10 protein-coding genes are annotated in these 14,531 nt (G+C 40.2%); 9 read left to right on the top strand and 1 reads right to left on the bottom strand.

All coding sequences use genetic code 11. The annotated features are described in order from the left end of the window. Position 1: 1 nt before the first annotated feature. Positions 2–1,201: a DUF1735 and LamG domain-containing protein gene (locus INE92_RS05225; protein WP_009039644.1), complete on the top strand. Its 1,200-nt coding sequence runs from the start codon at positions 2–4 to the stop codon at positions 1,199–1,201. A gap of 23 nt (positions 1,202–1,224) precedes the next feature. Continuing rightward, positions 1,225–2,181 (top strand): DUF4999 domain-containing protein, encoded by a 957-nt coding sequence (locus INE92_RS05220; protein WP_195435719.1) that lies wholly within the window; start codon positions 1,225–1,227, stop codon positions 2,179–2,181. A 663-nt stretch (positions 2,182–2,844) separates the two neighbouring features. On the opposite strand, the gene INE92_RS05215 is transcribed toward INE92_RS05220, so the two are convergent. Then, positions 2,845–3,837: a FecR family protein gene (locus INE92_RS05215; RefSeq protein WP_120070481.1), complete on the bottom strand. Its 993-nt coding sequence runs from the start codon at positions 3,835–3,837 to the stop codon at positions 2,845–2,847. A 164-nt stretch (positions 3,838–4,001) separates the two neighbouring features. Between INE92_RS05215 and INE92_RS05210 the strand changes: the two genes are divergently transcribed. The 7 genes from INE92_RS05210 to INE92_RS05180 all read left to right on the top strand — a co-directional run bounded on the left by INE92_RS05210 (position 4,002) and on the right by INE92_RS05180 (position 14,388). After that, complete coding sequence (locus tag INE92_RS05210; RefSeq protein ID WP_008640553.1) at positions 4,002–4,610, top strand: RNA polymerase sigma-70 factor; 609 nt, start codon at positions 4,002–4,004, stop codon at positions 4,608–4,610. Then, positions 4,607–5,233, top strand: coding sequence for a YhcH/YjgK/YiaL family protein (locus tag INE92_RS05205; RefSeq protein ID WP_008640554.1), 627 nt, complete (start codon positions 4,607–4,609; stop codon positions 5,231–5,233). The genes INE92_RS05210 and INE92_RS05205 overlap by 4 nt, the downstream gene beginning before the upstream one ends. Before the next feature lie 8 nt (positions 5,234–5,241). Next, positions 5,242–8,412, top strand: a complete 3,171-nt coding sequence (locus tag INE92_RS05200) for a UvrD-helicase domain-containing protein (protein ID WP_015531214.1) — start codon at positions 5,242–5,244, stop codon at positions 8,410–8,412. Next, positions 8,409–9,026: a radical SAM protein gene (locus INE92_RS05195; protein ID WP_008640556.1), complete on the top strand. Its 618-nt coding sequence runs from the start codon at positions 8,409–8,411 to the stop codon at positions 9,024–9,026. The genes INE92_RS05200 and INE92_RS05195 overlap by 4 nt, the downstream gene beginning before the upstream one ends. A gap of 4 nt (positions 9,027–9,030) precedes the next feature. Beyond that, positions 9,031–10,038, top strand: a complete 1,008-nt coding sequence (locus INE92_RS05190; RefSeq protein WP_233476927.1) for an energy transducer TonB — start codon at positions 9,031–9,033, stop codon at positions 10,036–10,038. 30 nt (positions 10,039–10,068) lie between these two features. Continuing rightward, on the top strand, positions 10,069–12,948 hold the full coding sequence (locus tag INE92_RS05185; RefSeq protein WP_015531216.1) for a PD-(D/E)XK nuclease family protein: 2,880 nt from the start codon (positions 10,069–10,071) through the stop codon (positions 12,946–12,948). A gap of 153 nt (positions 12,949–13,101) precedes the next feature. Next, positions 13,102–14,388, top strand: a complete 1,287-nt coding sequence (locus tag INE92_RS05180) for an IS1380-like element ISBf12 family transposase (protein ID WP_009040242.1) — start codon at positions 13,102–13,104, stop codon at positions 14,386–14,388. Positions 14,389–14,531 lie beyond the last annotated feature (143 nt).

Raw genomic sequence — 14,531 nt, 5'->3', positions numbered from 1 at the left:
TATGAAACGTATGAATTATATAAAAATTTTATGCTTCTCCGCAGTCATAACAGGCTTAGGAAGTATAGTAAGTTGTGGAGATGCAAAATACGATACTTTAGATACACATGCTTATATTGAAGAAGCTCTTTCCAGTACAAGTCAAAAAGTGACCGTACAGGCTACTGGAGAAAGTTTTACTACCCTAAATGTGCATCTTAGTAATCTTTCTTCTACAGATAATCATTATAAATTGGTTACAGATCAATCAGTACTGGACACTTATAACCATATTAATGGAACCGGATATATAATGTTGCCCAAAGATTATTATACGTTGCCGGAAACGATTACTGTAAAAGCAGGACAATATGCAGCCGATGCCCTCTCCATCGCTTTGAAAGCTTTCAGTCAGGAAATGATGAAATCGGGAGAATCATATGCACTGCCTGTAAAACTAGTATTGCAAGATGGAAGTATTTCACCGATGGAAAATACCGGAACCTTTGTTATTTTGGCAGAAAGTATTATCGAATTTTCAGCTCCAATGTTTGTTGGCGCTCCTAGTTTAAAAGCTAATAAATTCACAGAATCTCCCGAAACGTATTCACAATATACGATAGAGGTTCGTTTTCAGGTAGCCAACACAGCTGACCGTGACCGTGCAGTCTTTAAAAACGGAGGAGATGATGCAAACTTCATCCTTTTACGTTTTGAGGATCCTCAAAGTGACAATGAAAATTATAAGGCACATTCATTAGTACAGATTGTAGGACGTAACCGGCTTTATTTGAATCCAAGTAATTCTTTCAAGCCAAACGAATGGCAACATTTAGCATTGGTCTGTGATGGTTCCAACTATCGACTTTACATAAACGGAGTTGATTCGGGTGTGTTGAGTATACCAACAGGAGCAACAACTTTCTCTGATGTAAATTGGTTCTGCTTAGGTGATGATTCTTATAGTAGATGGGGAAACTGTAAAATTTTGATGAGTGAAGCACGTATTTGGTCCGTAGTTCGTTCCGCTTCTCAAATTCAGAATAACATGACGCAAGTTAGCCCTAAATCTGTAGGTTTGGAAGCTTATTGGCGATTCAATGAAGGACAAGGTAATGTGTTCGAAGATGCAACCGGTAAAGGTCATACTTTGACAACTTCTGCTACTCCTACCTGGATTGACGGTATTTTATCTACAGATAAGGCTACTGAATGGAAATAGTAAAAATTAAATTGTATATGTATATGAAAAATATATTTCAATCACTATCAATAGCAACTCTACTCGGCTTGTTTGTCCCATTCATTTCGTCCTGTAGTGATGATGAAGAAGTTTTTAACGAGTGGAATGCTACGTATGTGTCTCTACAGAGAAATGACTATTTATCGGGGAATGTAAAAAAGTTCAATCTGACTCATGATGCGAATGGAATCGGAGGAGATGAAATTAAGATGGCTTTTACTGTAAAAACACAGAAAGCAGTCTCTACAGATATGGTTATCGCATTAAGTGCAAAAAGTGAAACAGAAGGGCTTGATGCAAGCCAGATCGTTTTAAGTTCCTCACAGGTTACTCTCAAAGAAGGACAGATGACTTCTGAAGAAATCACTGCAACGGTCGATCCAACGATATTCGCCAGTATCATGGAAAAAACAAGTTTCTCTTTCAGTGTATCAATCAGTAATGTAACTACCAATGATAAGAACACTGTCATTAGCAGTAATTTAAGTATCTTACCTGTCATCATTAATAAAGCTGCCTACTGTAATCTAAAAAGTGGTACTCCTAGCAATAGCCAACTTATCAGTAATCGTGTAGGTTGGATTGTTAATGTGGAAGAAGGAGTAGACGGCGCGCCTAATAATTTAATTGATGGCAGCAAGACTGGAACTGACGTTGCTCTAAATAATAAAGGCTTCTGGTTCACCGTTGATTTAGGAGAAACTAAGGTTTTAACAGGCATCAAAACGAATCACTGGGGAAATGCATATGCTCCTAGAGAAGTGGAAATATTACAGTCTGAAAATGGTATGACATGGAAATCATTAAGTTCATTAGCAATACCCGGTAGTAGTACACAAAACATCACGTTCATCTCTCCTATTACTACGCGATATCTAAAATATCAGATTATCACTATCTCTACAAACGGTCGTACGGATGTTACAGAATTTAATGTTTACGAACCCAAAAGTGAATAAACATAATGAATAGGTAACATAGAAATGATAAAATAGAGGGTAATCCAATGGATTACCCTCTATTTTAGAAACATACTTCACAAACATACTTCCAGACTATCAATCTATCTCCCAAAAGAATACTCCAGATCTCTACTTGTTAGTTCATCTTTGTACATCTTTCTTATGACTTATGGTTTTGAATTAAATTTCTCCTACTGAATCTTTACGCTATTATCCGGTTTCAGCCGTTTCAGTTTTGTTCGTAAACGCCTTGATAAAGAGCGACATTGATATGTCGGGTTAAAGTCGTCGACATGCCGGGTTAGTAAATCAGAGTCTCTATTCGCATAAAACGAAGGCTATGTTTCACTCAAACAGCGGCTCTATTGAAGGTAAATAGAGACTCTAAAAAAGAGACTATTTACATCTCCTTTTTGTTTTCAGGTTCGCGTTCAGCCAAAAGCACCGATGAAAAGGAACTTTTTAAGTAGACTGAAAGCTGAATGCGGTTTTTAACTAATTCTATTTAGATGGGCTCACCACGGTGAAGTTTGTTCAAAACTGCACCAAAACAAAATTTTCGATCAAACACTTGTTTCTCTAATGATCTAAGAAAGCCATAAAGGAAAGGGGGATTCTTAATGAGTTAAGAATCCCCCTGTAAAAAGACTTATTTATATCTTATTTCTTCATCACCCGAATAATCCGTCCGTCTTTCTTATAAGAAAAATGATTTGTATGCATCAAAACATTCAGTATTTCATCAGCAGTGCTATCAGTAGAGAATTCACCGGTAAACCGTTCTGATTTCAAAGCATCATCCTTATAGATAAATTTAATATCATACAACTTCTCCATAATATTGGTTATTTCCAATAAAGAATGTTGCTTGAATTCCAACTTACCTTTCATCCACAGGAGCACATCCGTAGGCTGGTTATATTCAATCAACTCTGCCTGATAAGTATCCGTATTCACATTCAATGTCTGTCCCGGTTTCAGTAAATAGCCATTCTCTTCCGTTCGTGGAGAATCCACCCGCACCAAACCTTGAAGCAAGGTAGTCACTACCCTATTCTCTTCTTCACGCGCACGCACATTAAATTTCGTACCAAGCACACAAGTCTTGATTTGTTTACTGTTTACGATAAATGGAGCATGTTTATCATGGGAAACCTCGAAATAAGCTTCACCCGACAAATCGATTTGGCGATCCGAACTCCAGAAAGAATTATGATAAACTAATTTAGAAGATGCATTCAGCCATACCCTACTACCATCCGGCAGTACAGTCTGTGCTCTCTGTCCGGCAGCAGTTATCACCTCATAATCTGAAAGTTTATTGGAAAGTAATCCCCAGGCAATTCCACCGGCAAAAACAAGTCCGGTAAGAAAAGCAGCAGACACAGTAGCATAACGTCCCCAACGGATTGAGATATTTTTCCGTTTAGTCTTTTTCTCCTTTTCTCTGATAGCCGACTTAAATTTATCTAATGACGCCTCTGTATCTATAGCATTCATCACCGCTATACGTTCACCTACAAAAAGAGTATAATAAAGTTGCTCTAAAGTTTTCCGATTCCCCGGTTCTTCCTCGCACCAAGTTTCCACCCGGGCAGCTTCTTCATCATTACATTCACCCTGCAGATAATTCAACAAGATAGTTTCATCCATGCTCATTTAACCTTTTTACAATAAAAAAACTATAAAACCTTTGTAGTAATACAGTTGTGAGTACAAATATACTAAACGAAAAAAGAAAAAAATATTTTTTCTCGCATTTTTATTTCATTTATCTACTTCTTTCATTATTTTTGTCTTACATAAATTAAAAGAGAATGCCACAATCTCCGATATATTTGGATATTAATAATAATAAGTCCGTCATCACTGCCTTAAAAGCAGGAGAGGAAAAAGTTTTTGACGTCGTCTACAGACATTATTTCCGTAGGCTATGTGCTTTTTGTTCTCAATACGTAAGTGAGCAGGAAGAAATAGAGGAGATTGTGCAGGAAACAATGATGTGGCTGTGGGAAAACCGTTGTACTCTGATGGAAGATCTGACACTCAAAACTCTTCTTTTTACGATTGTCAAGAACAAAGCCCTCAACCGTCTTTCCCATTTTGAGATTAAACGAAAAGTACATCAGGAAATCGTAGATAAATATGATAGTGAGCTCAATAACCCGGACTTCTATTTGAGTGATGAGCTTTTCCGTCTATATGAAGAAGCATTAAAAAGACTTCCGAAAGAATATCTCGAAGCCTACGAGATGAACCGTAATCAACATCTGACGCATAAAGAAATTGCCGAGAAACTGAATGTATCTCCACAAACGATTAATTACAGAATTGGACAAGCTTTAAAGCTATTACGAGTAGCTTTAAAAGACTATCTACCTTTATTCATACTTATTTTCGGACCTAATTTTTTCGAACAATCATGAAATCAAACTTCGTATTTAGTAGTTCAAGCCTGTTTATCGGACTTTTTCTTTTCTTCTTCACAGAAAATGTATGTTCACAAGAATCTGCTGACAACTGGACTCTTAAACAAGCCCGCCAATGGACACAGAAGCAAGAATGGGCGAACGGGCTGAAGGCAATGCCTCATAAGACAACCGATTATCAGGAGTTTGCCTCACAATATCACAAGAACAAGAAAGTGTGGGACAAGACTTTCCAATGGCTAGCTACCCACGACCTCGTAAATATGCCTGCCGGACGATACGAAGTAGATGGTGAACATTGCTACATCAATGTGCAGGATGCAACAACACAAGATGTCAGTAAACGTAAAATTGAAGCACACCGCCACGGCATCGATTTGCAATATGTAGTAAAAGGTACCGAACGTTTCGGAATTACTTCAGCCGAATATGCGGAGCCTATCACCGAATATAAACCGGATGTTACTTTCTACAAAGCCAAAAAAATAAAATATGTAGATTCCACTCCGGACACATTCTTCATGTTCTTCCCTAAAAACTTCCATCAGGCATTAGTAAAAGCCGGGAAAGAACCGGAAGAGATACGAGTAATCGTTGCTAAAATCGAATATATCCCTTAAACAAAAACATGAGTGAACTTTTAGTCTATAAAGCCTCTGCAGGTTCGGGTAAAACATTTACCCTGGCCGTGGAATACATCAAACTATTAATTTTCAATCCCCGTGCCTACCGGCAAATTCTCGCTGTAACCTTTACCAATAAGGCAACAGCAGAAATGAAGGAACGTATTCTTAGTCAGCTTTACGGCATACAGATAGGTGATAAAGATTCGGAAGCCTATCTCAACCGTATCAAAGAAGAGACAGGAAAAACAGAGCAGGAGATACGGGAAGCGGCAGGCATTGCCCTTAGCTATATGCTGCATGATTACAGCCGGTTCAGGGTAGAGACTATCGACTCATTTTTCCAATCTGTCATGCGTAACCTCGCACGGGAGCTGGAACTTAGTCCGAACCTGAATATCGAGTTAAACAACACCGAAGTTCTTAGTGACGCCGTAGATAGCATGATCGAGAAACTAGGTCCCACTTCCCCTGTCCTCGCATGGTTATTAGACTATATCAATGAGCGAATTGCCGATGATAAACGTTGGAATGTATCAGACGAAGTTAAAAGTTTTGGACGCAATATTTTCGATGAAGGCTATATTGAAAAAGGAGAAGGACTTCGGCAACGACTGCGTAATCCGAACACCATCAAAGAATACCGCAAACAACTGAAAGCTCTGGAAACGGAAATACTGGAGCAAATGAAAGGATTCTACGACCAATTCGAAGGAGAACTAGATGGTCACGCATTAACTGCTGATGATCTGAAAAACGGTTCACGCGGAATCGGAAGTTATTTCCGTAAACTGAATAATGGCGTTTTAAGCAATGATATCCGTAATGCCACAGTAGAGAAATGTCTGGAAGATGCCAAAAATTGGGCAACCAAGACTTCTCCCCGTTATGCGGATATCATCAACCTGGCTAATTCCAGCCTTATACAAATTCTGGAAGATGCTGAAAAGTTGCGTTCCAAGAATAATTTGTTACTGAATAGTTGCCGGTTATCCTTGCAACATCTCAATAAAGTGCAACTTCTCGCCAATATCGACGAAGAAGTACGTCAGTTGAACCACGACAACAACCGTTTTCTGTTGTCAGACACGAACGCCCTGCTTCACCAACTGGTGAAAGACGGTGACTCCTCTTTTGTATTCGAAAAGATAGGGACAAATATCCATAATGTCATGATAGACGAGTTTCAGGATACCAGCCGAATGCAATGGGGCAACTTCAAACTGCTTTTGCTCGAAGGGCTGTCTCAAGGAGCAGACAGTTTGATTGTAGGAGACGTCAAACAGTCCATTTATCGTTGGCGGAATGGTGATTGGGGAATTCTCAACAGCCTGAATGACCACATCGAGCATTTCCCGATCCGCGTCAAGACGTTAGCCACCAATCGGAGAAGTGAAACGAATGTCATCCGGTTTAACAATCGAATCTTCACAGCTGCTGCCAACTATCTGAACGGAGTGTATAAACAGCAATTAGGCAAAGATTGTGAGGATTTGCAAAAAGCCTATGCCGACGTTGTGCAGGAATCTCCCCGAAGTACAGAAAAAGGATATGTAAAAGTCTCTTTTCTCGAACCCGACGAAGAACATGATTATACCGAACAGACATTAATTAGCTTGGGAGAAGAAGTGCAACATCTCCTCACCTCCGGAGTACAACTGAATGATATAGCCATCCTGGTACGAAAAAATAAAAGCATTCCTCGAATCGCCGACTACTTCGATAAGGAGCTACACTATAAAGTGGTATCAGACGAAGCCTTCCGCCTTGACGCCTCTCTTGCCATTTGTATGATGTTGGATGCACTGCGATTCCTTTCCGATGAAAATAATAAAATAGCACGTGCCCAACTGGCCGTAGCCTATCAAAACGAGGTTTTACAGAAAGGACTGGATTGGAATACTCTCCTACTCCTCCCTGCCGAGAATTATCTTCCCGCCGCTTTTCTTGAAAAGACAAAGGAACTAAGGTTAATGCCTCTCTATGAGCTTTTAGAAGAACTTTTCAGCATATTCGAGATGAATCTTATCAAAGATCAGGATGCTTATTTATTCGCTTTCTTTGATGCGGTGATCGATTATCTGCAAAGCAACTCTTCCGAGCTAGACGGATTCATCCGGTATTGGGACGAAACATTATGCAGTAAAACAATTCCGAGTGGAGAAGTAGAAGGTATCCGGATTTTCTCCATACACAAATCCAAAGGATTGGAATTCCATACCGTACTCCTTCCTTTCTGCGACTGGAAACTGGAGAATGAAACCAATAATCAGCTTGTATGGTGTGCCCCGCAAACAGCACCATTCAATACATTGGATATTCTTCCTATTAACTATTCCACCCAAATGGCTGAATCGATTTATGGTAACGACTACCTGCAAGAACGTCTTCAACTTTGGGTAGATAATCTCAATCTACTATACGTTGCTTTTACCCGCGCTGGAAAAAATCTCATTATCTGGAGTAGAAAAAGTCAAAAAGGTACCATGTCCGAACTATTGGCAAACACCCTACCGATAGTAGCCCAAGAAGAAGGGATTGACTGGGAAGAAGACTGTTATGAGCAAGGACAACTATGCCCTTCCGAAAAAGAAAGAATCAAGACATCCACAAACAAGCTAACCCAGAAACCAGAGAAACTCCCTATTCGGATGGAATCCATGCGGCATGATATTGAATTTCGTCAGTCCAACCGCTCTGCTGACTTCATTCAGGGCATTGAAGAAGAAGATTCGGACGACCGCTTTATCAACCGCGGACGTATGTTACATACTTTATTTTCTGTCATCGAAACTGCAGAAGATATCGATCCAGCCATCGAACGGCTTATTTTTGAAGGAGTTATCAGAAATGACGAGAAAGAAAAAGTGGCTCGTGAAGTTGCAAAGAAAGCTTTTTCTTCTCCTGAAATTCAAGATTGGTATTCCGGAAAATGGACACTGTTTAATGAATGTGCTATTATCTATAAAGAAAAAGGAATTTTGCAAACCCGTCGTCCGGATCGTGTAATGATGAAAGACGATCAGGTTGTTGTAGTCGATTTCAAGTTTGGTAAGGAAAATCCTAAATATAACAAACAAGTGAAAGGATATATGCAACTTCTTACCAAGATGGGATATAAGAATATCACCGGCTACTTGTGGTATGTGGATGAAGAAAAAATAGAAAAAGTATGAAAGCTGTTCCTCTCATCGGCATTGCCCGCCATCGACTAACGATTGACGGTGAAGGAGTTACAACATTAGTTGCTTTCCATGGCTGTCCGTTGCGTTGCAAATATTGTCTCAATCCAACTTCTCTACAGCCTGATGGCGTTTGGGAGAGATACGATTGTAACCAACTCTATGAGGAAGTACGCAAAGACGAACTTTACTTTCTGGCGAGCTGCGGAGGAGTCACATTTGGAGGTGGAGAACCATTATTACAAAGCGAATTTATCAGGCAATTCCGCCAACTCTGCGGACCGGAATGGAGAATCACTGTCGAAACCTCTCTCAATGTTCCGCAACAGAATGTAGAAGAACTGATTTCTATTATAGACAATTACATAATCGACATCAAAGATATGAATAATAACATCTATCAGCGATATACCGGAAAGAATAATGAAAACGTCTTAGGTAATTTGCGATATTTAATCGGGAAAGACAAAGCCAAGCAAATCGTTATTCGGACACCACTCATCCCTTCCTATAATACGGAGAAGGATATTGACCAAAGCATAGAACTTTTGAAAGAAATGGGAATCACCCAATTCGACCGATTCACCTATAAAACCCCTAATGATTAATGCCATGGCAAGAGGAAAACAAACCTGTAAAATCTTAAAAGAGATTCGTCGGCAGATAGCCGAAGCGAATGATATTGAATTCATCACCTCTGAATGTCAGTATCAGGGAGATTGTTTGGGTACTTGCCCCAAATGCGAAGCTGAAGTTCGATATTTGGAGCAACAACTTGAACGAAAACGCCGTGTAGGTAAGGCCATCGCTCTGTTTGGACTATCAACTGGTATACTTACAATAATACCTCCTACTTCATTGGACGCAGAAACACTGCAATGCCCTAAAATGAATTGGACCATTACTGCTGACAGCCTGATACAAGAAAAAGACATGAAAGGGGAAGCCCCCTTTTATGGTCCGGAAAAGCTACCGGAATTTCCCGGAGGAACAGAAAAATTTATAGAATTTCTGAAAGAAAATCTTCGTTATTCAGAAATAGATAGTATTGCTAATAATACATACACTGATGTAAAATTCACTATAGATTATGACGGACAAGTTATCAACCCTAAGATTACCCGCAAGATACACCCCAAAGTTGAAGCTGAAATATTAAGGGTCATGTCTCTCATTCCTCGTTGGACACCCGGCATGTTGGCAAATGAGACAGTACAAGTGACATACAATCTGATGCTTTCATTCAGTGCGATGTATGGCCCGGAATTGAGAATCACTTATACTCGTATAAACTATCCTGACGTTTACGAGAAAGTACCTGTTATGCCCGATTTTCCTGAAGACCAGCAAGCTCTCATGGAATTTCTTGCAAAAAAGATTCAATACCCTAATACAGGAACAGAAGGTAATGGTGTACAGGGGCGTACTATTATTCAGTTCATCGTTGATAAAGAAGGAAATATAGTCAAACCAAAAGTTTTACGTGGCGTAGATCCTTATCTGGATAAAGAAGCTTTACGCGTCATTAATCAAATGCCTAAATGGAAACCGGGAGAACTGGAAGATGGTACTAAAGTTGCTGTTTATTTCACCGTACCTGTTATGTTCCGATTACAATAAATACAAGAATCAGAAAATAGTTTAATCAATATGCAATCATTTCTCCAACTAGTCGCTCATGATTTATATACCAAGATAGGAAACGACCTGTCACGTACGGTACTCGTTTTCCCTAATAAACGTGCTAACTTGTTCTTCAATGAATATTTAGCAGGAGAATCCGATAAACCGATCTGGTCACCAGCTGCCATGAGTATCAGCGACCTGTTTCAGAAACTATCCGTACAGAAAAGCGGCGATCCTATTCGATTGGTCTGCGAACTTTATAAAGTGTTCAAAGAGGAAACACGGAGTCAGGAAACATTGGACGATTTCTACTTCTGGGGCGAATTGTTGATTAGTGATTTTGATGATGTAGATAAGAATATGGTCGATGCCGACAAATTATTCAGCAATCTACAAGATTTGAAAAATCTGATGGATGACTATGAATTCCTTGACAAAGAGCAGGAAGAAGCCATACAACAGTTTTTTCAGAATTTCTCCATTGAAAAACGGACCGAACTAAAAGAAAAATTTATTTCCCTTTGGGACAAGCTAGGTACTATCTACCATCGTTACCGTGCGAACCTGACAGAGTTAGGCATTGCTTACGAAGGCATGCTCTACCGGAACGTGATCGAACAACTCGATACCGACCAACTCAAATACGACAAATACATATTTGTCGGGTTCAACGTTTTGAACAAAGTAGAAAGTGACTTTTTCAGAAAACTGAAAGATGCGGGCAAGGCACTCTTCTATTGGGACTATGATATCTTCTACACCCAACAAATCAAAAAACATGAGGCCGGAGAATTCCTGAAACGTAATCTCGAGGAATTTCCGAACGAACTCCCGGAAAGCTTTTTCAACACCTTTAAAGAACCGAAGAAAATACGTTATATTTCCGCTTCTACCGAGAATGCCCAAGCACGTTTCCTTCCCGGATGGATTAAGGCGATAACAAACGATCATTCACAAATTACCGTAGAAAAGGAAAAAGAAAATGCTGTAGTGCTTTGTAATGAAGCTCTGTTGCTTCCCGTACTTCATTCCATTCCGCAGGAAGTGAAGAATGTCAATATCACCATGGGATTCCCATTGGCTCAAACTCCTGTTTATAGCTTTATCAATGCCGTAATGGAACTGCAAACCAATGGTTACCACTCCGATACCGGCCGATTCACTTACGAGGCAGTATCCGCCATATTGAAGCATCCCTATACCCAGCAATTATCATCCCATGCCGGTCCCCTGGAACGTGAACTGACCCAAACAAACCGTTTTTATCCACTTCCGTCAGAACTTAAACAGGATGATTTTCTAACTACCCTCTTCACTCCCCGTAATGGTATAAAAGAACTATGCGATTATCTGATCGAATTAATCAAAAACATTTCAACCATTTATCGGAAAGAAGGAGAATACAATGATATCTTCAATCAACTATATAGAGAATCGCTCTTTCAAAGCCATACCAAAATCAACCGTCTCTACAGTTTGATTGAAAGCGGAGAACTAAATATACGCACCGATACTCTGAAACGACTGATTACCAAAGTACTGACATCTTCTAACATTCCTTTCCACGGAGAACCTGCTATCGGAATGCAAGTCATGGGAGTATTGGAAACACGTAATCTGGACTTCCGGAATCTCATTATATTGTCTCTCAACGAAGGACAACTTCCAAAATCCGGAGGAGATTCCTCTTTTATTCCCTATAATCTCCGGAAAGCATTTGGCATGACCACTATCGAACACAAAAATGCAGTGTATGCCTACTACTTTTATCGACTGATACAACGGGCAGAGAATATCACGCTACTCTACAATACTTCTTCGGACGGTCTCAACCGTGGAGAAGAATCCCGCTTCATGCTGCAATTACTTGTAGAAGGTCCACATGATATCACTCGCGAGTATCTGGAAGCCGGACAATCTCCGCAAAGTACCCAAGAGATACGAGTAGAAAAAACACCTGAAGTACTAAGACGAATCTATCGTGCTTACGATAGCACTCATCCAAATTCACTGGTTCTCTCTCCTTCCGCCCTTAATGCTTATCTGGATTGCCGGTTGAGATTCTACTACCGCTATGTAGCGGGCTTGAAAACACCGGACGAAGTGAGTGCTGAAATTGATTCCGCTCTATTCGGAACCATTTTCCACCTCTCCGCCCAATTGGCATACACCGACCTGACTGCAACCGGAAAAACGATACAGAAAGAAGATCTTGAACGCTTATTACGCAATGACGTGAAGCTACAAAGCTACGTTGACCAAGCCTTCAAAAAAGAATTATTCAAAGTTTCTCCCGAAGAAAAACCGGAATATAACGGCATACAACTTATCAACTCCAAAGTAATTGTTTCCTATCTGAAACAATTGCTGCGTAACGACCTTCAATATACTCCTTTCGAAATGGTCGCTATGGAAAAGAAAGTTTCAGAAGAGATTACTATACAAACAGGACAAGGACCGTTCACTCTCCGTCTGGGTGGCACAATCGACCGTATGGATGCAAAAGAAAGTACCCTGCGGATTGTTGACTACAAAACAGGAGGAAGCCCTAAAATACCTGCTAATATCGAGCAACTGTTTACCCCATCGGAAACACGCCCGAACTATATCTTCCAGACTTTTCTGTATGCTGCTATCATGAGCCGGCAACAATCGTTAATGGTAGCTCCTGCTCTGCTCTACATCCACCGGGCAGCATCGGAAAACTATTCGCCTGTTATTGAAATGGGAGAACCTCGTAAACCGAAAATACCGGTAAACAACTTCGCTTTCTTTGAAGATGAATTCCGTGAACGCCTGCAAACATTATTAGAAGAAATATTCAGCGAAGAAGAGCCTTTTACGCAGACAGAAGATACTAAAAAATGTTCGTATTGCGATTTTAAGGCTATCTGCAAACGATAAACCGAAAATAGAATATACCCTTAATTCCGCAACACTATTATAAATTAAACTTTTTAAGTACCTGAGCAACAAAAAGTTGCTCAGGATTTTGCCATGTCAGAATTTTCACTTATCTTAGTGTTGCAAAAAAAACAAGAGAATCCGACGATAGACATGGCGAAGATACAAATTAAATCTGAGAGACTCACTCCTTTTGGGGGATTATTTTCAATCATGGAGCAATTTGACTCCACATTATCATCTGTAATCGACTCAACCCTCGGTCTAAGGTGTAGATCGTTCGGTTATCAGTACAGCGAAATCATCCGTTCTCTCATGAGTATCTACTTCTGTAGCGGTTCATGTATTGAGGATGTCACTACTCATTTGATGAACCACCTCTCGCTTCATCCGACACTTCGCACTTGTAGCTCTGATACTATCCTCAGGGCGATAAAGGAGTTGACGCAAGAAAACATTTCATACACATCAGATATGGGCAAGACCTACGATTTCAATACGGCTGACACTCTCAATACTTTATTGCTCAATTGTATATTTGCATCTGGCCAACTGAAAGAGGGTGAGATGTATGATGTTGATTTCGACCATCAGTTCATAGAGACAGAGAAGTATGATGCAAAGCCTACATACAAGAAGTTCCTTGGTTATCGCCCTGGCGTGGCGGTTATTGGCGATTTGATAGTCGGTATAGAGAATAGCGATGGTAACACAAATGTTCGTTTCCATCAGAAGGACACGCTGAAGAGGTTCTTTGCGAGATTTGAACAGAATGGGCTCACTATCAATCGCTTCAGAGCTGATTGTGGATCATGTTCCGAGGAAATCGTGGAGGAAATAGAAAAACACTGCAAGTCCTTCTATATCCGTGCTAACCGCTGCAGTTCGATCTACAATGACACCTTTGCTCTCAAAGGCTGGAAAACTGAGGAAATCAATGGCATTGAGTTTGAATTGAACTCTATCCTTGTTGAGAAGTGGAAAGGTAAGGCATATCGACTTGTGATTCAAAGACAGAAACGGATGGATGGTGTGCAGGATTTTTGGGAAGGAGAATACACATACCGTTGTATCCTGACTAACGACTATGATTCTTCCGTAAGAGAAATTGTCGAGTTCTATAACCTTCGTGGAGGAAAGGAACGTATCTTCGATGATATGAACAATGGTTTCGGGTGGGACAGATTGCCCAAATCCTTCATGGCAGAGAACACAGTGTTCCTTCTTCTTACAGCACTTATCCGTAACTTTTACAAGGCCATTATTCAAAGACTTGACGTAAAGAAGTTCGGGCTCAATGCAACAAGTCGCATAAAAGCGTTTGTCTTCAGGTTTATCTCTGTACCAGCCAAGTGGATCAGGACATCAAGGCGGTATGTGCTGAACATCTATACCTGTAATAATGCTTACGCAGATGTTTTCCAGACTGATTTTGGATAATGCCTACAACTTATGGGAATGATATTGTGTATTGCCTCAAGTCACATTGTGGGGTAAGGGGATATTGTAGGCAGAAGTGGGTGCTTCAAGTTCAAATTATCTGCAAATTCAGTAATGAGAGGACGTGTAAACGCAATAAGGAC

The sequence above is a fragment of the Bacteroides xylanisolvens genome (assembly GCF_018289135.1).
In the GTDB taxonomy this organism is placed as follows: domain Bacteria; phylum Bacteroidota; class Bacteroidia; order Bacteroidales; family Bacteroidaceae; genus Bacteroides; species Bacteroides xylanisolvens.
Note: the sequence above shows the minus strand (reverse complement) of the source record. Positions and strands in the feature narration are given on the sequence as shown.

Excerpts from the sequence above, each read along its gene's own strand:
- INE92_RS05225 (WP_009039644.1), top strand. The coding sequence starts at position 2 with ATGAAACGTATGAATTATATAAAAATTTTATGCTTCTCCGCAGTCATA.
- INE92_RS05220 (WP_195435719.1), top strand. The coding sequence starts at position 1,225 with ATGAAAAATATATTTCAATCACTATCAATAGCAACTCTACTCGGCTTG.
- INE92_RS05215 (WP_120070481.1), bottom strand. The coding sequence starts at position 3,837 with ATGGATGAAACTATCTTGTTGAATTATCTGCAGGGTGAATGTAATGAT.
- INE92_RS05210 (WP_008640553.1), top strand. The coding sequence starts at position 4,002 with ATGCCACAATCTCCGATATATTTGGATATTAATAATAATAAGTCCGTC.
- INE92_RS05205 (WP_008640554.1), top strand. The coding sequence starts at position 4,607 with ATGAAATCAAACTTCGTATTTAGTAGTTCAAGCCTGTTTATCGGACTT.
- INE92_RS05200 (WP_015531214.1), top strand. The coding sequence starts at position 5,242 with ATGAGTGAACTTTTAGTCTATAAAGCCTCTGCAGGTTCGGGTAAAACA.
- INE92_RS05195 (WP_008640556.1), top strand. The coding sequence starts at position 8,409 with ATGAAAGCTGTTCCTCTCATCGGCATTGCCCGCCATCGACTAACGATT.
- INE92_RS05190 (WP_233476927.1), top strand. The coding sequence starts at position 9,031 with ATGGCAAGAGGAAAACAAACCTGTAAAATCTTAAAAGAGATTCGTCGG.
- INE92_RS05185 (WP_015531216.1), top strand. The coding sequence starts at position 10,069 with ATGCAATCATTTCTCCAACTAGTCGCTCATGATTTATATACCAAGATA.
- INE92_RS05180 (WP_009040242.1), top strand. The coding sequence starts at position 13,102 with ATGGCGAAGATACAAATTAAATCTGAGAGACTCACTCCTTTTGGGGGA.